General features: G+C 51.1%; 18 protein-coding genes. 17 read left to right on the top strand and 1 reads right to left on the bottom strand.

What is annotated here, in order from left to right; all coding sequences use genetic code 11:
• Positions 1–23 precede the first annotated feature (23 nt).
• The 15 genes from JNUCC32_RS16270 (at position 24) to JNUCC32_RS16200 (ending at position 15,372) form a co-directional block, all read left to right on the top strand.
• Positions 24–779 (top strand): cell division protein FtsQ/DivIB, encoded by a 756-nt coding sequence (locus JNUCC32_RS16270; RefSeq protein ID WP_192569211.1) that lies wholly within the window; start codon positions 24–26, stop codon positions 777–779.
• Between the two features lie 215 nt (positions 780–994).
• Positions 995–2,278 (top strand): cell division protein FtsA, encoded by a 1,284-nt coding sequence (gene ftsA, locus JNUCC32_RS16265; RefSeq protein WP_009589690.1) that lies wholly within the window; start codon positions 995–997, stop codon positions 2,276–2,278.
• 57 nt (positions 2,279–2,335) lie between these two features.
• Positions 2,336–3,463 (top strand): cell division protein FtsZ, encoded by a 1,128-nt coding sequence (ftsZ, locus tag JNUCC32_RS16260; protein ID WP_009589569.1) that lies wholly within the window; start codon positions 2,336–2,338, stop codon positions 3,461–3,463.
• Positions 3,464–3,851: 388 nt separating this feature from the next.
• The gene (gene spoIIGA, locus JNUCC32_RS16255) at positions 3,852–4,865 is read left to right on the top strand and encodes a sigma-E processing peptidase SpoIIGA (protein WP_228469002.1); all 1,014 of its coding nucleotides are present in this window, start codon (positions 3,852–3,854) and stop codon (positions 4,863–4,865) included.
• 169 nt (positions 4,866–5,034) lie between these two features.
• Positions 5,035–5,757 carry an RNA polymerase sporulation sigma factor SigE gene (gene sigE, locus JNUCC32_RS16250; RefSeq protein WP_009589674.1) on the top strand — a complete coding sequence of 241 codons (723 nt, stop codon included), beginning with the start codon at positions 5,035–5,037 and terminating at the stop codon, positions 5,755–5,757.
• Positions 5,758–5,834: 77 nt separating this feature from the next.
• On the top strand, positions 5,835–6,617 hold the full coding sequence (sigG, locus tag JNUCC32_RS16245) for an RNA polymerase sporulation sigma factor SigG (RefSeq protein WP_006209087.1): 783 nt from the start codon (positions 5,835–5,837) through the stop codon (positions 6,615–6,617).
• A 163-nt stretch (positions 6,618–6,780) separates the two neighbouring features.
• Positions 6,781–7,113: a YlmC/YmxH family sporulation protein gene (locus JNUCC32_RS16240; RefSeq protein WP_009589579.1), complete on the top strand. Its 333-nt coding sequence runs from the start codon at positions 6,781–6,783 to the stop codon at positions 7,111–7,113.
• A gap of 67 nt (positions 7,114–7,180) precedes the next feature.
• Positions 7,181–8,035 (top strand): peptidoglycan editing factor PgeF, encoded by an 855-nt coding sequence (gene pgeF, locus JNUCC32_RS16235; protein ID WP_192569210.1) that lies wholly within the window; start codon positions 7,181–7,183, stop codon positions 8,033–8,035.
• Between the two features lie 8 nt (positions 8,036–8,043).
• A complete protein-coding gene (locus tag JNUCC32_RS16230; RefSeq protein ID WP_041621955.1) occupies positions 8,044–8,733 on the top strand; it encodes a YggS family pyridoxal phosphate-dependent enzyme in 690 nt (229 codons plus the stop codon).
• A gap of 2 nt (positions 8,734–8,735) precedes the next feature.
• Positions 8,736–9,182, top strand: a complete 447-nt coding sequence (locus tag JNUCC32_RS16225; protein ID WP_009589651.1) for a cell division protein SepF — start codon at positions 8,736–8,738, stop codon at positions 9,180–9,182.
• A gap of 8 nt (positions 9,183–9,190) precedes the next feature.
• Positions 9,191–9,460: a YggT family protein gene (locus tag JNUCC32_RS16220; RefSeq protein ID WP_090913083.1), complete on the top strand. Its 270-nt coding sequence runs from the start codon at positions 9,191–9,193 to the stop codon at positions 9,458–9,460.
• Positions 9,461–9,471: 11 nt separating this feature from the next.
• On the top strand, positions 9,472–10,257 hold the full coding sequence (locus JNUCC32_RS16215; protein ID WP_096773077.1) for a YlmH family RNA-binding protein: 786 nt from the start codon (positions 9,472–9,474) through the stop codon (positions 10,255–10,257).
• A gap of 171 nt (positions 10,258–10,428) precedes the next feature.
• A complete protein-coding gene (locus tag JNUCC32_RS16210; protein ID WP_090913079.1) occupies positions 10,429–10,923 on the top strand; it encodes a DivIVA domain-containing protein in 495 nt (164 codons plus the stop codon).
• 778 nt (positions 10,924–11,701) lie between these two features.
• Positions 11,702–14,791: an isoleucine--tRNA ligase gene (gene ileS / locus JNUCC32_RS16205; RefSeq protein ID WP_192569209.1), complete on the top strand. Its 3,090-nt coding sequence runs from the start codon at positions 11,702–11,704 to the stop codon at positions 14,789–14,791.
• A 230-nt stretch (positions 14,792–15,021) separates the two neighbouring features.
• Positions 15,022–15,372, top strand: a complete 351-nt coding sequence (locus tag JNUCC32_RS16200) for a DUF5665 domain-containing protein (protein ID WP_015734246.1) — start codon at positions 15,022–15,024, stop codon at positions 15,370–15,372.
• 59 nt (positions 15,373–15,431) lie between these two features.
• On the opposite strand, the gene JNUCC32_RS16195 is transcribed toward JNUCC32_RS16200, so the two are convergent.
• The gene (locus tag JNUCC32_RS16195; protein WP_036665987.1) at positions 15,432–16,172 is read right to left on the bottom strand and encodes a TraR/DksA C4-type zinc finger protein; all 741 of its coding nucleotides are present in this window, start codon (positions 16,170–16,172) and stop codon (positions 15,432–15,434) included.
• Between the two features lie 212 nt (positions 16,173–16,384).
• Here JNUCC32_RS16195 and lspA point away from each other — a divergent pair, with 212 nt between their 5' ends.
• Together lspA and JNUCC32_RS16185 are read left to right on the top strand one after the other, a co-directional pair.
• Entirely contained in the window at positions 16,385–16,885 is a 501-nt protein-coding gene (lspA, locus tag JNUCC32_RS16190) for a signal peptidase II (protein ID WP_096773081.1), read from the top strand.
• Positions 16,885–17,856: an RluA family pseudouridine synthase gene (locus JNUCC32_RS16185; protein WP_192572680.1), complete on the top strand. Its 972-nt coding sequence runs from the start codon at positions 16,885–16,887 to the stop codon at positions 17,854–17,856. The genes lspA and JNUCC32_RS16185 overlap by 1 nt, the downstream gene beginning before the upstream one ends.
• Positions 17,857–17,858: the final 2 nt, after the last annotated feature.

The following is a 17,858-nucleotide window of genomic DNA, read 5'->3' as shown; positions in this document are numbered from 1 at the left end:
AGGTCTTTATGGAGAGAGTGGATATGTCCAAGACACATATGCCTGTCCTGAAGCAGGACAAGCCCAAACCGAAAACGGCCAAAAAAATCATATGGATTCTTTTGCTGCTGTTTGCAGCTCTGCTGACGATCCTGTTTTTCCGGTCGTCGGTCAGCCAAGTTACCGAGATTCATTTTACAGGTAATACGTTTAATACAAATGAGCAGCTTACCAAGCAAAGCGGACTCCACATCGGAGACCAGTACTTTGGCGTCGACCCCGCACTCGTGCAGGAGCGCCTGATGAAGCTGGGCACGATTAAGACGGCCGAAGTGGTCAAGAGCTTTCCCGGCGAAGTCAGTATTGTGGTGACGGAACATCCTACGGTTGCCTATGAGCTGTCCGACAGCGGCGAGCTCCAAGCGATTCTGTCGAGCGGTACCTCGGTTCCCGTCACGGCAAGCGGCATTGCCGTGGAGAAGCCGATTCTGACCAATTGGGATGCAAACGACCCCAACAAGGCCAAGCTCAGCAAAGTACTTGCCGAGATTCCGGGCAGCCTGACTTCGGACATTTCGGAGATTATGCCATCGCCAACGTTATCTTTTCCAGATCGGATCAAGATGTATACGCGTTCCAAATTCGAGGTCATTACTTCGGTTTCCTTGCTCCGTGACAAGGTAGAGTACTTGAATCAGGTTACCGAAATAGAGCGGCCGGGCGTGATTACGATGCTGGAAGCCGATTCTTACGTGCCGTTTGAAGAAGAAGTTGGAGAAGACGCCGAGGAAGGGCAATAAACCCCTACTCAGGCATAGGAATAAATGGTACAATTGAAAGTATTGACAACTTGTTTCGGCTCTTCTTTTTTGAATGACTTTTACGGCCTGTTATAGCAAATGTTGGCAGTAAAAAAAATGTTGAAAAAAGAGGGAAAGACCCGCGAGTGTTGAATAAGTAGAAATGTATTCTTTATAATCAAAATTAATTTGCTAAAAACAGGAGGTGCCAGGGCTTGAGCAACAATGACATCATTGTTAGTTTGGACATCGGTACATCCAAAGTTCGTGCTATTATTGGGGAAGTTAATAATGGAACCTTTAATATTATTGGAGTTGGATCTGCCGACTCGGAGGGAATTCGCAAAGGTGCAATTGTAGATATCGACCAGACCGTACAATCCATTCGCAGCGCTGTTGATCATGCGGAGCGTATGGTCGGTATTCAAATATCCGAAGTTTATGTCGGCATATCTGGAAATCATATCGGACTTCAATCCAGCCACGGCGTTGTGGCAGTATCGAACGAGGATCGCGAAATTGGTGAAGAGGACATTGACCGCGTGCTGAAGGCAGCGGAAGTCGTTGCGCTTCCTCCCGATCGTGAAATTATCGATGTGGTTGCTAAACAGTTTGTAGTTGACGGTTTGGAAGGAATCTCTGATCCGCGAGGAATGATCGGCGTAAGGCTGGAAGTGGAAGCGACGATTATAACTGGCGCCAAAACGGCAATACATAACCTGTTACGCTGCGTGGAGAAATCAGGTCTGAAAGTGAAGGATCTGGTGTTGATTCCGCTTGGTGCGGGACAGCTGGCCTTGTCCAAGGACGAGAAAACGATGGGGTCCGTGCTGGTCGACGTCGGAGCGGGCTCAACCACGCTGGCTGTGTTCGAGGGAGGCAGCATTGCCGCAACCTCCACGCTTCCGGTAGGCGGGGATTTCGTGACGAATGATATCGCATACGGCCTGCGAACGCTGACGGATCAAGCAGAGAAGGTTAAACTGAAGTACGGGTGCGCGCTGATCGAGAGTGCCGCACACGAAGTAACGTTCAAGGTAACGAGAATTGGAAGCAATGTGGACAAGGAGTTCACTCAAGAGGATCTGGCAGCTATCATAGAACCTCGCGTTCAGGAAATATTCCAATTAGTGCGCCAAGAAATCAAGCGCTTGGGTTACAGTGAGCTTCCTGGTGGTTATATACTTACTGGGGGCACTATGTCCATGCCTGGTGTGCTGCAGGTGGCACAAAATGAGCTGGCGACTTCCGTACGGATTGCGGTTCCCGATTTTATCGGTGTTCGTGATCCGGGATACTGCAGCGGAGTCGGCATCCTCCATAATGCAATCCGGAACGTACGCGTACGGAATACAGGAGGAAGCAACAACAGCAGCGGAAATAGCAAGAAACCGGTGAACCGCGCTAAGCAGCAAAATCCTGTCGCAGCAACTCAGGAGACCAGCCAGAAGCCGGGATTTATTGAACGCCTGAAAAAGATGTTCAGCGAGTTTATATAGCGGATTCATTCGACTGTGGACGTGCCATCCACGCACATTGAGGGGGAGATGGATTAGATGTTGGAATTTGATTTTGAAATGGAGAGCTTAGCTCAAATAAAAGTAATCGGAGTAGGCGGCGGCGGAAGCAACGCCGTTAACCGAATGATTGAAAATGGTGTGCAGGGCGTTGAATTCATTACGGTCAATACGGATGCTCAGGCACTCCACCTTGCAAAATCCGAACATAAACTGCAAATCGGGGACAAGCTCACTCGCGGTCTTGGTGCCGGCGCCAATCCTGACGTAGGCAAGAAGGCTGCGGAAGAATCCCGTGATTTGATCATGAACACCCTGAAGGGTGCCGATATGGTATTCGTTACAGCCGGTATGGGTGGCGGTACAGGTACTGGAGCTGCGCCTGTCATCGCTGAAATTGCTAAGGAGTGCGGGGCATTAACGGTTGGGGTTGTCACTCGTCCGTTTACGTTCGAAGGACGCAAGCGTGCTTCCCAAGCGGAGCTTGGCATCGAAGCATTGAAAGAGAAAGTGGACACACTGATCGTCATTCCGAATGATCGCTTGCTGGAGATCGTGGATAAGAAGACACCGATGCTGGAAGCGTTCCGAGAAGCAGATAACGTATTGCGTCAAGCCGTTCAGGGCATTTCTGATCTGATCCAAGTGCCGGGTCTGATCAACCTTGACTTTGCCGACGTGAAAACGATCATGACAGAACGCGGCTCGGCTCTGATGGGTATTGGATTGGCTACTGGTGAAAACCGTGCCTCCGAGGCTGCCCGCAAGGCGATCATGAGCCCGTTGCTTGAAACCTCAATCGAAGGTGCCCGCGGTGTGATCATGAATATTACGGGAGGAACCAATCTTTCCTTGTATGAAGTGAATGAAGCGGCCGAGATTGTAACATCTGCTTCCGATCCGGAAGTAAACATGATCTTCGGTGCGATCATTGAGGAAAGCATGAAGGATGAAATCAAGGTCACGGTTATCGCTACCGGCTTTGAGAGCAAGCCTTCTCCAATCCCGCCGGGACGTCGTCCTGCAATGCCGCAAGGGGAACAACAGCAACAACAGCAGCCGGAAACGGACAAGAGTAATGTGAATCTGAAGCCGTTTGGCAATCAGAGCAATGATCAGCTTGATATTCCTACTTTTCTTCGCAATCGTACCCGTAATAATGATTAATAACGGTAAGCCTGTGCTTCGTCATCATGATGAAGACAGGCTTATTTTTATATCCAAGCCTCGTCATCTTCCTTTTATTTCATTTACAAGGCCAACAGCTGATGCTGTCACACTTTCACGAATGAAAGCCCAATCAGCAATTACTGGGGAAATTACGGATATTCCCCGAGCCTTCCCGCCAAGATAGAGATCGCCGATAACGCTAAGAGGCTGCTCTTGGTACAGGTCTCTAAAAACTGCCCTTCATCGACAAAAAAAGTCCGAAATCCGCCCACAGGTTTAGACAGACTTTGAATTCTATTCTTCTTATACTAGTAACATCTCCCTTAGCCCAGAATTCAACAGAAGGATAACGGTAGAGGATTCTTCGACTAGGCAGGTGAACAACCTGGTTGTTTATATTGATCTCATATTTTTGGCAAACCTCGTCATTGACGCCGTTTTGCTGGCTTTGACCGCCTGGATGCGGAGAGTGAAGCCAACATGGTGGAGGCTTGCATTATCCTCTGTGATCGGCGCTCTGTATGTCGTCATGATGTTTGTCCCGCAATTGTCGTTTTTGTTTACCTTTCTCATCAAGTTTGGACTATCGTTGATCATGCTGTGGGTGGCTTTCGGCTTTGTGAGCTTGCAGAGTTATCTTCGGAATTTGGGAGCTTTTTACATGGTGAATTTTGCAGCTGCCGGAGGCATTATCGGTTTTCATTACTTGGTCCAAAATTCGGGAGAGTTGTTCAGCGGGATATGGTATACGACATCGGGCGGGCTATCCTTTGAATTGAAGGTGGGATTCTGGTTTGCGTGCATTACCTTTTTTGTAGTTGTATTCGCGTTTAAAGCCGTTCAGACCACGAAACGAAAAACCGAGAACCGGGAAGCCTTGTTGGGAGAAGTGTCCGTATGGATCGGCAGCGCCAAAATAGGCTGCGTGGGTCTGCTTGATACTGGTAACCAATTGAGCGATCCCTTGACGCGCACGCCGGTTATGGTGATGGAAGCAGAACTATGGGAAGCCTACCTGCCCCAGGGATGGAGCAAACAGCTGATGGAGGGGGAACCGGACAAATTAATCATGGGGCTGGCGGCAGAGGAATTCGAATGGCAGGACCGCCTGCGGCTTGTTCCGTATCGCGGCGTCAACCGGGGGGCTGCATTTATGCTTGCGCTGAAGCCTGACATGGTGCGAGTCGAGCTGGGGGGATTTGAATACGCGGCATCCAAGGTGCTGATTGGTCTTGACGGCGGGACGCTTTCGGGAGACAGGGCATACAGGGCCATCATCCATCCGGCGTTGACGGAAGGTGAGGGGACGCCGAAGAATGCACAACCTGCCATAACGGGCGATTCTCAGAATCATGAGGCGACCGGTCTGAAATCAGGCGAAGCCAAGACTGCAGGATAATGACAGGTGAAGCCATTTTCATAGTGTTCGAGTCTGTGACCCAACGTTCGAGCGATGGATAAGTCTTTGAAAATCTTCATGAAAATCCATCCTTTCCGGATTAGGAGCCTAAAGATGATCTTTATGAAGTCAGTTAAACCTTCGGGAAAACGCATTAGGAGGATAAGAGATGCCCGTTAAATGGAGATTAGCGTTGCAGCTGCAGTATTACCGCGTACTTTTTATGCTGGGTTTGAAGAGTCAGGAAATCTACTATATCGGAGGAAGCGAGGCGCTTCCGCCTCCGCTAACGAAAGAGGAAGAGGAGTTCTTGCTCAAAAAGCTGCCTACCGGCGATGCGGCCACCCGGGCCATGCTGATCGAACGTAATCTGCGTCTGGTCGTTTATATCGCCCGCAAATTCGAGAACACCGGCATTAACATCGAAGATTTGGTATCGATCGGTGCCATCGGTTTGATTAAGGCGGTGAATACGTTTGACCCCGAGAAAAAAATCAAGCTGGCCACGTATGCCTCGCGCTGCATTGAAAACGAAATTTTGATGTACCTGCGCCGGAATAACAAAACGCGAAGCGAGGTCTCGTTCGACGAGCCGCTGAATATCGATTGGGACGGCAATGAATTGCTCCTGTCCGACGTATTGGGCACCGAGAACGACACCATCTACCGCAACATCGAGGAGCAGGTCGACCGGAAGCTGCTGCAAAAAGCACTCGATAAATTGAGCGACCGGGAACGCATGATTATGGAGCTTCGTTTCGGCCTGCAGGACGGGGAAGAAAAGACGCAAAAAGACGTGGCAGACCTGCTTGGAATCTCGCAATCCTACATTTCCCGATTGGAGAAGAGAATCATTAAACGGCTCCGCAAAGAATTCAACAAGATGGTGTAACTGGAAATCGCAAGGAATAAAATAACCCCCCTCGGAGATAATGTACAGTAATGTTTCTCCTTGGGAGGTTAGTCATCATGACGCGAAACAAAGTTGAAATTTGTGGTGTGGATACGTCAAAACTGCCTGTTCTGACGAACGTGGAAATGAGGGAGCTGTTTCATAATCTGCAGCAGAACAATGAACGGTCGGCCCGAGAAAAATTGGTGAACGGCAACCTGAGACTGGTGCTCAGCGTCATCCAAAGGTTTAACAATCGGGGAGAGTTCGTTGATGATCTGTTTCAGGTAGGCTGCATCGGATTGATGAAGGCCATCGACAATTTTGATTTATCGCAAAATGTTAAATTTTCCACTTATGCCGTACCGATGATTATCGGAGAAATACGTCGATACTTAAGGGACAATAACCCGATTCGCGTCTCCCGATCACTGCGCGATATTGCCTACAAGGCACTTCAGGTCCGGGATCAGCTGACCAATGCGAATTCGCGCGAACCAACGATTTTTGAAATTTCCGAAGCGCTGAATGTGCCCAAGGAAGACGTTGTTTTTGCACTCGATGCCATTCAAGATCCCGTTTCGCTGTTTGAGCCGATTTATCATGACGGTGGCGATCCGATATATGTGATGGATCAAATCAGTGATGACAAGAACAAGGATGTGTCCTGGATTGAGGAAATCGCTCTCCGGGAAGCGATGCACAAGCTCGGGCAGCGCGAAAAAATGATTCTATCCATGCGGTTTTACGAAGGCAAAACCCAGATGGAAGTTGCCGATGAAATCGGTATCTCCCAAGCCCAAGTGTCGCGCTTGGAGAAGTCGGCGATCAAGCAGATGCAAAAGCACGTCAAAACTTAAGAAGCCCAGCAATCAAACGAACAGACAACGATCCCGTTTATGGGGTCGTTTTTTTCGTTTTAAATAAGCTATTTTACCCAAGCGGATCATATATTGAACAGAGGGATGCGGATTGAACAAGGATGGACGGATAACCTTCAAATACATCTAAGGTGTGATGCTCATGATACCTGATAATCAAATGGTGGGGAAAAAGATGAAAATTTCCGATTTTCAAACAAAGGATGTTATTAATATCATCGACGGCAAGCGGCTCGGGCAAATCAGCGATTTGGAGCTGGATTTGCGGCAGGGCCGGATTGAAGCGATCGTGGTGCCGAGCTACGGCAAATTCATGGGGCTGTTCGGCGGCGGAAGCGATCTGATCATACCGTGGCGGAATATCGTCAAGATCGGCTCGGACGTGGTCCTTGTCAAAATGGAGGAACTGCGGAGAACGCCGGATGATCAGGAACCGGTGGAGTATCTGGATCGTCCTGACCGTCGATCCTTCTAACCAAACGGCGGGTTCATATGTCTCCGGCGTATGTTTTCTGTTACACTGGTCATAGAGGTGAATGTTCATGGAACCGTTTGTTAGTCAAGATCGGCAGACACCGAGTCTGTTTGTGCTCGAAAAATGGGAAGGGAAGTCAGCGGCCGCACTCACGGCCGGGTTCACGGGCCGGCATGGCGGCGTGAGCCGGATACCCTATGACAGTTTGAATTTGGCCTTTCATGTCGGAGACGAGCCGGGCGACATTGTCGAGAACCGGAAGCGGGTCGCCGCGGCGCTTGGCTTTTCTCTCGAAGACTGGACGTGCGGCGAGCAGGTGCACGGCATCCGGATTGGCGTCGTTCATGATAAGGACAGGGGCAGAGGGAGCTTGGACCGGGCCTCGGCCTATCAAGATACGGACGGGCTTGTAACCGATGTTCCCGGCGTGTTGCTGACTTCCTTCTACGCCGACTGCGTGCCGCTGTATTTCTGGGACCCGGTCACGGGCGCCGTCGGTCTGGCCCACGCTGGCTGGAAGGGAACCGTGGGTGCCATAGCCGAACAAATGGTGGTCAGGATGTCTGCGGAATACGGAAGCTTGCCTCGGAACCTCCATGCAGCCATCGGTCCGTCGATCGGCGAATGCTGTTACGAGGTGGATGATCGGGTCATGGAGCGTGTCCGCGAACTCGGAATCGAAGGATTCTCAGGCGATAAAGTTACAAATTCAGCTTTTTATATCGACAAGGGACACGGGAAATACATGCTGAACTTGAAAGAAATAAACAGACACATTATGATTAAAGCAGGAATATTGGCGGAACATATCGAATGTACATCATGGTGTACAAGCTGCAATCACGATCGGTTCTTCTCCTATCGCAAAGATGGAGGGACTACGGGTCGGATGGCGAGTTGGATCGGGATGAGAAAGAGGTGAGTCGTCCCTTGAGTTTGAAGGAACGTATCGATCAAGTGGAACAGCGAATAACGGAGGCTTGCGCAAGAAGCGGCAGGGACCGGAATGATGTGAATATGATTGCGGTCACGAAATATGTCTCCTTGGATATGACGGCTTCGGTACTGGATCACGGACTTTTGCATATCGGCGAGAACCGCTGGCAGGATGCCCAGGCGAAGTGGAATGCACTCGGCAACCGCGGCACATGGCATTTCATCGGCCATCTTCAGACCAATAAGGTCCGGGATGTCATTGATAAATTTCAATATATTCATTCGCTCGACCGCTTGTCTTTGGCCCATGAGCTGGAGAAGCGGGCGGCTGCGCTGAATCTGCAGGTATCCGCCTTGATGCAGGTCAATATCTCGGGTGAGGAATCCAAGTACGGCTTGCCTCCCGAGCAAGCAGCCGAGTTTTTGAAGGAAATCAACAGTCTTTCGCACGTAAAGGTAACCGGACTCATGACCATGGCTCCATACGAATCGTCGGCGGAGCAGACGCGTCCTGTATTTCGTGGTTTAAGACAACTAAGAGATGAGCTGAACGAGCAGGCGCTTACGGCGGAGCCATTGACCGAATTGTCCATGGGCATGTCCAATGACTTTGAAGTTGCCATAGAGGAAGGGGCGACCTGGGTGCGTCTCGGCTCAATTTTAGTAGGGAAAGAGGAGGATTGACGATGGGCGTGATGAACCGGTTTATGAATTTCTTGGGACTGCAAGAGGAAGAAGAAGTTGTGGAACGCGAGGTTCTGGCCTCGCAGGAAGAGCCGGTGGAGGCAACGCCGTTTGATCATCGGAAAAACCAAAAGAGCGGCAATATCGTTAGCATTCATTCGCAGAAGAACGTTAAGGTTGTATTAGTCGAGCCTCGTTCATATGATGAAGCACAGGAGATTGCAGATCATCTGCGGTCATTCCGAACGGTTGTGGTCAACCTTCAGCGCGTGAGGAATGATCAGGCGCTGCGCATTATCGATTTTCTTAGCGGAACCGTTTATGCGCTTAGCGGCGGAATCTCGAAGGTGGGCGGGAACATCTTCCTATGCACGCCGGATACCGTTGAGATCCAAGGTTCGATCTCGGAGATTCTAGCAGACGAGCATGAATATAACAGAATGAGGTGATTTAGGCTTTGACCTACGAAATTTACAGTATCGTTGGAACGCTGTTCCAAATTTATTTTTACATGATCTTGGTCTACGTCTTAATGTCATGGCTTCCGAATGTGAGGGAAAGCTTTGTCGGAGAGCTGCTTGGCAAGCTGGTAGAGCCATACTTGGCGCCTTTCCGCCGGTTCATTCCGCCGATTATGGGCATGATCGATATTTCCCCGATTATCGCGCTGTTCGTGCTGCAGCTGGCACAGCGCGGCGTATACGCCATTCTCGGATATTTCCTCTAGCAGGTGAATGAATGATGAAACTGGACATCTACGATCATTTTCACAAGGACGAACGGGAATTTGTGGACCGGGCTTGGGAATGGGTGGTCAATGCCGGACAATATCATGAAACCAAGCTGACGGATTTCCTGGATCCCAGGCAGCGGTTCATTCTGGAATCGCTCGTGAATCGTCATCCGGACGTGCATGCCGTGTTTGATGGCGGACATGCTGATGCCGAACGCGTGCGGGCGATGATTGCTCCGGATTACCGGGCGCTTGAAGGCGAGGATCTGAAGATGAAGGTGCTCAGCATCTCTTCCGGAGATCAGAAGTTTCTGGAGCTGGAGCATGGCGATTATATGGGGTCGATACTGGGTCTGGGCATTAAGAGATCCAAGATCGGTGATATCCATGTACTTGCGGACGGCTGCCATGCGGTCGTTGCCGACGATATCAGCGCCTTCCTGCATCTGAATCTCAGCCAGGTCCACCGGGTGCATGTCATGACGGATCTGCTGCCGCTGGACAAGCTTCAGGTGGCCCGCACGAATTTCGAGGCGATGGACATTACGGTATCTTCCATGAGACTGGACGGAATCGCCAGCGATGCCTACCGAATCAGCCGCACAAAAATCGTCGTGCCGATCAAGGCCGGCCGGTGCCGCGTCAACTGGAAAGTGGAAGAGGATCCCTCCACGAATTTAAAAGAAGGCGATGTCGTCTCCATCCAAGGATTTGGACGTTTTAAAGTACTGGAGACGGGCGGCCTGACGAAAAAAGGGCGGTACCGTATCAAGGTTGGGAAATATGCTTGACCTTTGAAGGAATTGCCGTTTTTTTGTCGAAACCATACAGGGAACATTCAAAATGACAATGGATTTGCCGATAAATCGTAAATGACCGCTATTGTCTTCACGGACGGGTGGTTTGGCTAACACAGCGGACGGACCGTCCTGTAAGGCCCATATATTTAGGAGGTGCACACCATGCCATTGACACCGCTTGATATACATAACAAGGAATTCGCCCGTCGAATTCGCGGTTATGATGAGGACGAGGTCAACGAGTTTTTGGATCAGATTATTAAGGATTATGAAAGTGTGATCCGGGAGAATAAAGAATTAGGCAACCAGCTGATGGCGATGCAAGAAAGACTGGATCATTTTTCGAATATTGAGGAAACCTTATCGAAGACCATCATTGTCGCCCAGGAGGCGGCGGATGAGCTGAAGAACAACGCGAAGAAGGAAGCTCAGCTGATCATTAAGGAATCCGAGAAGAATGCGGACCGGATCATTAACGATGCGCTCGGGAAATCCCGCAAAATCGCGCTGGAGGTTGAAGAGCTGAAGAAGCAGGCCTCCATCTACCGCACCCGTTTCCGCTCCTTGGTAGAGGCTCAGCTGGAGCTTCTGAAGCAGGAAGGCTGGGAGACGCTGGAGAACCGCGAACCGAGTCTGGAGCCGAAAGAGGTATACTAGGCGGGTATCCGGTTGACTTTTTCCGCGAAGTCGTCTATAACTAATAACATATTGTTGATTCATACCGTAATTCGTTGATGGGAATAGTACGCGAAGGATCTGTCCCCCAGAGAGCCGGCAGTTGCTGAAAGCCCGGCGTTCAGGCCTAGCAGAAGATCATCCCGGAGAAGTGAAGCTGAAGCGCTGTGACCGCGTGCGTAAGCTAAGCCGTCTGCCGAACGTTATATCGGACCTTGCCTTACGAACAGGCATGGACATTGAGGTGTCGTTTGAGCAGGCTTCCATTAGAAGTCGGCCGGGCGAAATTAGGGTGGTAACGCGAGAACAGGTTCTCGTCCCTTGGGGGACGGGGCCTTTTTTATGTTCACAGAACATTTACGAAAAAGGGCGAGTTCAAAAAGATCGGTTTTCAGCACCGAAGCCTATGCTTCCGCTGTGCGTTTTTTCAAAACGCTTCAGTTGGATGAAGCTAGGGAGTGAGGAGCGGAGCGTACGTAGTTTGTACGTGAGCACCTGAAATGTTTCCGCAGGAAACATACTTCGAAAGCATCTGCTTAGGCCCGGCTGAATTCAAGATTCGATGCCGAATTGCTTCTTGATTCACTTCGTGTTAGATATAGAATTTATGAGTTATCAGTGGAACTGATGAAATTCTATATCGCAAGAAAACCTACCTATGCATCGCGGTCGCTCATCTTTGAAGTGGCCTCGATAGAGGTTTTCTTATCAAAATCGGACTTTTTGAACAACCTCGAAAAAGGGCGAAAGGAAGATCTGCATGAACAGAGTAGACGTCAAGGAGAAGGCGCGGGTAAGAGAGCTGCGCATCTTGAACAAATGGAACGAGGAGAACACGTTCAAGAAATCAATCGAGCTGCGGGCCGGCAAGCCGAATTATGTATTTTACGAAGGTCCGCCGACCGCGAACGGCGCGCCTCATATCGGTCACGTGCTCGGCCGCGTCATCAAGGATTTTGTAGGCCGCTACCAGACGATGAAGGGCTATCATGTCGTTCGTAAAGCGGGCTGGGATACGCACGGGCTTCCGGTTGAGCTGGGCGTAGAGAAGCAGCTGGGCATCTCCGGCAAGCAGGAAATCGAGAATTATGGCGTGGAGGCTTTTATCAAAAAGTGTAAAGCCAGCGTATTTGAATATGAGCATAAATGGCGCGAGCTGACCGAAGCGATTGCGTATTGGACCGATCTGGATCATCCGTACATCACGCTTGAGAACAACTACATCGAGAGCGTATGGAACATTTTGGCGACGATTCATGACAAGGGCCTTCTGTACCGCGGCCACCGCGTAAGCCCGTACTGCCCTTGCTGTCAGACGACACTGAGCTCCCACGAAGTGGCACAGGGGTATGAGGATGTTAAAGACCTGAGCGCAACGGCGAAGTTTAAGCTGCATGACAGCGGAGAGTATGTGCTGGCATGGACGACGACGCCTTGGACGCTGCCATCCCACGTGGCGCTCGCCGTGAATCCGGATATGGATTACGCGCGCGTCGAGCAGGAGGACGGCATCTATATCGTGGCTAAAAATTTGGTAGAGGATGTCATGAAAGGCGACTTTACCGTTCTATCGACGCTGAAAGGCTCCGAGCTGGTCGGCAAGACTTACGACCCTCCGTTCCCTTATGTAAAAGCGGAAAAATCGAACATCGTTGTCGGCGCATCCTTTGTTACCGATGCAAGCGGTACGGGGATTGTGCACATGGCTCCTGCGCACGGCGAAGACGACTACCGCGTATGCCGCGAGAATGGCATCAGCTTCGTGAGCGTCGTGAACGGCCACGGCCGTTATACCGATGAAGTGACGGATTTTGCCGGACGCTTCGTCAAGGATTGCGATCTGGACATCGTGAAGGCATTGTCCGAAAAAGGACTTCTGTACAGCAAGGAGAAATACGAGCACAGTTACCCATTCTGCTGGCGCTGTAAATCCCCGCTGCTCTATTATGCGATGGAGAGCTGGTTTATCGAAACGACGGCGGTTAAGGATCAGCTGATCGCCAACAACAACGAGGTGACCTGGTATCCGGGCCATGTACGCGAGGGACGCTTCGGCAAATTCCTTGAAGACCTGGTCGACTGGAATATCAGCCGGAACCGTTACTGGGGAACGCCGCTTAACGTATGGGTCTGCGATTCTTGCGAAGGGCAGTTCTCGCCGCACAGCATTGCGGAGCTTCGGGCCAACGCCGTAGGCGAGGTAGCGGAGGATCTGGAGCTGCACAAGCCTTATGTGGATGAAGTGAAAGTGAAATGCCCGCATTGTGAAGGCGGCGTAATGGAGCGAACCTCGGAAGTTATCGACGTATGGTTTGACAGCGGGTCGATGCCGTATGCGCAATACCATTATCCATTCGAGGACAAGGAGAAGTTCGAACAGCAGTATCCTGCCGATATGATCTGCGAAGGGATCGACCAGACGCGCGGATGGTTCTACAGCTTGCTGGCCGTATCGACCCTCTTCACCGGTAAAGCGCCTTATAAAGCGGTCATGGCCACGGGCCATATTCTCGATGAGAACGGACAGAAGATGTCCAAATCCAAGGGCAACGTCATCGATCCTTGGGAAATCATCGAGGAGTACGGCACGGATGCGTTCCGTTGGGCCCTGCTCGCCGACAGTGCGCCATGGAACAGCAAACGTTTCTCGAAAGGAATCGTCGGCGAAGCCAAATCCAAGGTTGTGGACACGCTGGTGAACACCCATGCGTTCCTGACATTGTATGCCGGCATCGACGGCTATGATCCGAAGGAGCATGACTTCAAGGGATCGGACCACAAGCTGGACCGCTGGATTCTCTCCCGCTTGAACAGCTTGATTCAAGTGGTTGACAAGGGATTGGCCGTCAATGATTTCCTTAACGCGGCCAAGGCGATCGAAGCTTATGTGGATGAGCTGAGCAACTGGTATATCCGTCGTTCGCGCGATCGTTTCTGGGGCAGCGGACTCGGTGAAGATAAGCTGGCCGCTTACGGGACGCTTACGCACGTGCTGTTGACGCTATCCAAGCTGATGGCACCATTCACGCCGATGCTGTCCGAAGATATCTTCGTCAACCTGGGCGGCGGCGAGAGCGTGCATCTGGCCGACTTCCCGCAAGCCGACGAAGCGTTGATCGACAAAGCGCTCGAGCAGGACATGGAGACGGCAAGACAGATCGTAGAGCTTGCGCGGAACGTCCGCAACGAGACAGGAATCAAGACGCGTCAGCCGCTGTCCAACCTCATCGTATCCATGGATCGCGAGTTCGATCTCGCGGGGTATGAAGACATCATCAAGGAAGAGATCAACGTCAAAGCGATTGAGGTGGAGACCAGCGACAGCGGATTCGTTGATTTCACGCTGAAAATGAACCTGAAGGTCGCAGGCAAGAAATACGGTAAAAATATCGGCTTCCTGCAAGGTTTCCTAAAGGGAATGAGCAGTGACGAGACCCGCAAGGTGGTCCAATCGGGCGGCGTGAACGTAACTTCACCGGAAGGCGAAGAATTGCAGATCACGTCCGAAGAGCTGCTGGTAGAGAAGAAGGCGAAGGAAGGCTTTGCATCCGCTTCGGGTTACGGGTTAACCGTTGCGCTCAATACGGATATCACGCCGGAGCTGGAGCAGGAAGGCTGGGTTCGCGAAGTGGTGCGTGCCGTGCAGGATACGCGCAAGAAGCTGGACCTCCCGATCGAGAAGCGGGTGAACTTGACTCTCGATACGGATGATGAGCTTCAAGCTGCGATCACGGCATTTGAAGATGTGCTGCGAGAAAACGTACTGGTTAACGATTTGCAATACGGACAAAGCGAAGGCATGGAGCGGGTTGAGCTTGGCGGCAAAACCATTGGCATCCATATCGCCTGAGAATCGTTGATATTATTAAACCACCGCCATTTCATGGCGGTGGTTTTTTGCTGTCCCCAATAAGCACCGGCTTTGTTCGGAGGACTCCGTGCGAATGAGATGCTTCCAACAGATGCATAATAATCAGCGAATTCTCATGCATGTTATGTATGGTTTCAAGCAGGAAGAAAGCGGATCCTGATCTGTTTTTTCCAGAGTCTGCCTAGTATAGTGGCAAGGGGGCGGTGAATATGGCAGAGAAGCCGGAAAATGCGTTATCAACCGAAAAGAATAAATCGCTTGTGGAAGCAGAGCGGGACCAATTGGGCGCCATACACCGCATGACCACGGACATCGCGCAGCAGCTGGAGAAGGCCCGGATCGCGGAATACACCCAGCTGTTGAACCGCCCCTGGAAATTGATATGGACCAATCTGCTGGCCGGGTCGGCACGCGGCGTGGGAATCGCGATCGGGTTTACTTTTTTTGCGGCAACCATCATATATGCCCTTCAGGCCCTTGGCGCGCTGAATTTGCCTATTATCGGCGATTACATCGCGGATATTGTCCGGATTGTCCAGCGGCAGCTTGAACTGACGTAATGGATTATGTAATGCCCGGCAGCCGCTGCAAGTCATATGCTGCCAGGTAAGACGCTTAATCAGCTGAATGATTCATCATCCGGGTCGCCATTGGGGTCAAGGAGATAGCTTCCTTCGCCCCGGTTTAGGTAATCGACATATTGGGGACTGCGTACGATAAACACTTCCGAGCCATCGATATTGGTGGCAACGAAGTTTTCGTACACCTCCACGAACCCGCCTTGATCGTCGCCATTCTCGATATCCATTTCGTTATAGCTGTCCATTTCGTTTCCTTCCGCCAAAGCCGGGGAATTGGAGTTCCCCCAGCTCTCAACGATCTGCCAGGCGTCCTCGCCGTCAAATGCAGCATATTCGTGCTCATCCATACTGGATTTTCCGAAAGCGGGAGCTAGAACGTCCTCCTCGACCGGACGGTCGCGGGACACGCGCTCCCGAGGCGTATGTTCTACGCAATATTGCGTATCCGGGATAACCTCCAACCGCTCGTACGGAATGGGCTGGCCGCAGGTAAGGCACACGCCGTAACGGCCATGATGAATGGCTTCCAGCGAAAAAATAACCCGCTGCAGCTCCTGATCCACCCTGTCCTGAAGCGCGAGGTCTTTTCCTCTTTCAAACACTTCGGTTCCCACATCGCCAGGGTGATTATCAATATGGGACAGCTCGCCGGTCATATCTCGCTCCGATTCTCCCAGCCCGTGTTGGTCGTTATTGACCATGCGCCGTTCAAGTTCAACCTTTCGATCCATCAGCTTTTGTTGCAAATTATGAAGTTGCTCCTGAGTGAGATGCGACATGTCAGGCTCCTTTCATGGTCCCGAAGTTGACCTTCTTGGTTCATAGGTATAGAGTGCACCCATCGATAAGGTTTTACTGACGGAAAATGTTCTCGCCGCTGGACAGGAATGGACGGTTTCTGAGCCGCTGTGCTACAATAAGACGAGTTACGGACCGATCAGCGAAGATGTTCGCCTGATTGGAGAAGACAAGAACGGAGTGACATAAACAAGTGGTATATTATTTGATTGCATTTGTTTTATTTCTTATCGATCAGGGAACCAAGTACTTGATTGCTACCAAGCTCGAGCTTTATGAACAGATACCGGTCATCGGGGATTTCTTCCTGATCACGTCCAGCCGGAACCGGGGAGCCGCGTTCGGCATACTCCAGGACCAGTTATGGTTCTTCATCATTGTGACAATAATCGTTGTGGGCGGAATCGTCTGGTACCTGCGGAAGGTATCAAAAGAAGGACGCAAGCTGCTGCCGACCGCGCTTGCGCTTGTACTTGGAGGGGCACTCGGAAACTTCATCGATCGATTGATAATGGGAGAGGTCGTCGATTTCCTGCAGTTTAATTTTGGCAGCTACACCTTCCCGATCTTCAATATTGCCGATTCTTGCATCGTGATCGGCGTGGGATTGATCATATTGGACACGCTTCTGGAAGGAAGACGCGAGAAGATGCAGACAACAAGTGAAGTTTCAGGCACAGAAGGGACTGAATGATGGTGCAAGACGGTAAGGATACAGATACGGATTGGACAGATGAGAACGGTCAGGAAACGGAAGCCATCGAATGGACGGTGGATGCCGACGCTGCCAAAACCCGTATCGATAAATACATAACGGAAAATCTTGGGGAAGATGTGTCGCGTTCCCAAGTGCAGTTATGGATTGCGGACGGACATGTGAGCGTGAACGATGGCCCAATCAAGTCGAATTACAAAGTGAGTCAGGGTGACCGCATCGTGCTGAAGGTTCCCGAGCCATCGGCCGTCGAGATCATTCCCGAGGACATTCCGCTTGAGATCGCGTTTGAAGACGGGGACGTGATTGTCGTAAACAAGCCGAGAGGAATGGTCGTCCATCCGGCTCCGGGACATTCGTCCGGCACGCTAGTGAATGCATTGATGTTTCACTGCAAGGATTTGTCGGGAATCAATGGAGAGCTTCGCCCCGGCATCGTCCATCGGATCGATAAGGATACTACGGGCCTGATCATGGCCGCGAAGAATGATAAAGCCCATGCTTCGCTGGCCGCCCAGTTGAAGGAGCACAGCGTGAACCGCCGTTATTTGGCGTTGGTGCACGGCAATATCAGCCATGATCAGGGAACCATTGACGCACCGATCGGCCGGGACGCCCAGGATCGCAAACTGTATACCGTCACGGACCGGAACAGCAAACATGCGGTTACGCATTTTACCGTGGTGGAACGGTTCGGAGATTACAGTCTCCTCGAGCTGAAGCTGGAGACGGGTCGTACCCATCAAATTCGCGTGCACATGAAATATATCGGGCATCCTCTCGTAGGGGATCCCGTTTACGGCAAGAGCAAGGGGATCAAATTGAACGGACAAGCGCTTCATGCGGCCGTATTGGGTTTTGTCCATCCTTCGACCGGGGATTATAAGGAGTTTTCGGCACCGATGCCGAGCGATATGAATGAGCTGTTGACGATTTTAAGGGGCCGCTAGCG

Source organism: Paenibacillus sp. JNUCC32 (assembly GCF_014863545.1).
GTDB lineage: Bacteria > Bacillota > Bacilli > Paenibacillales > Paenibacillaceae > Paenibacillus_AQ > Paenibacillus_AQ lautus_A.
The sequence above is the reverse complement of the archived record's forward strand: the minus strand, read 5'-3'. Positions and strand labels throughout refer to the sequence as shown.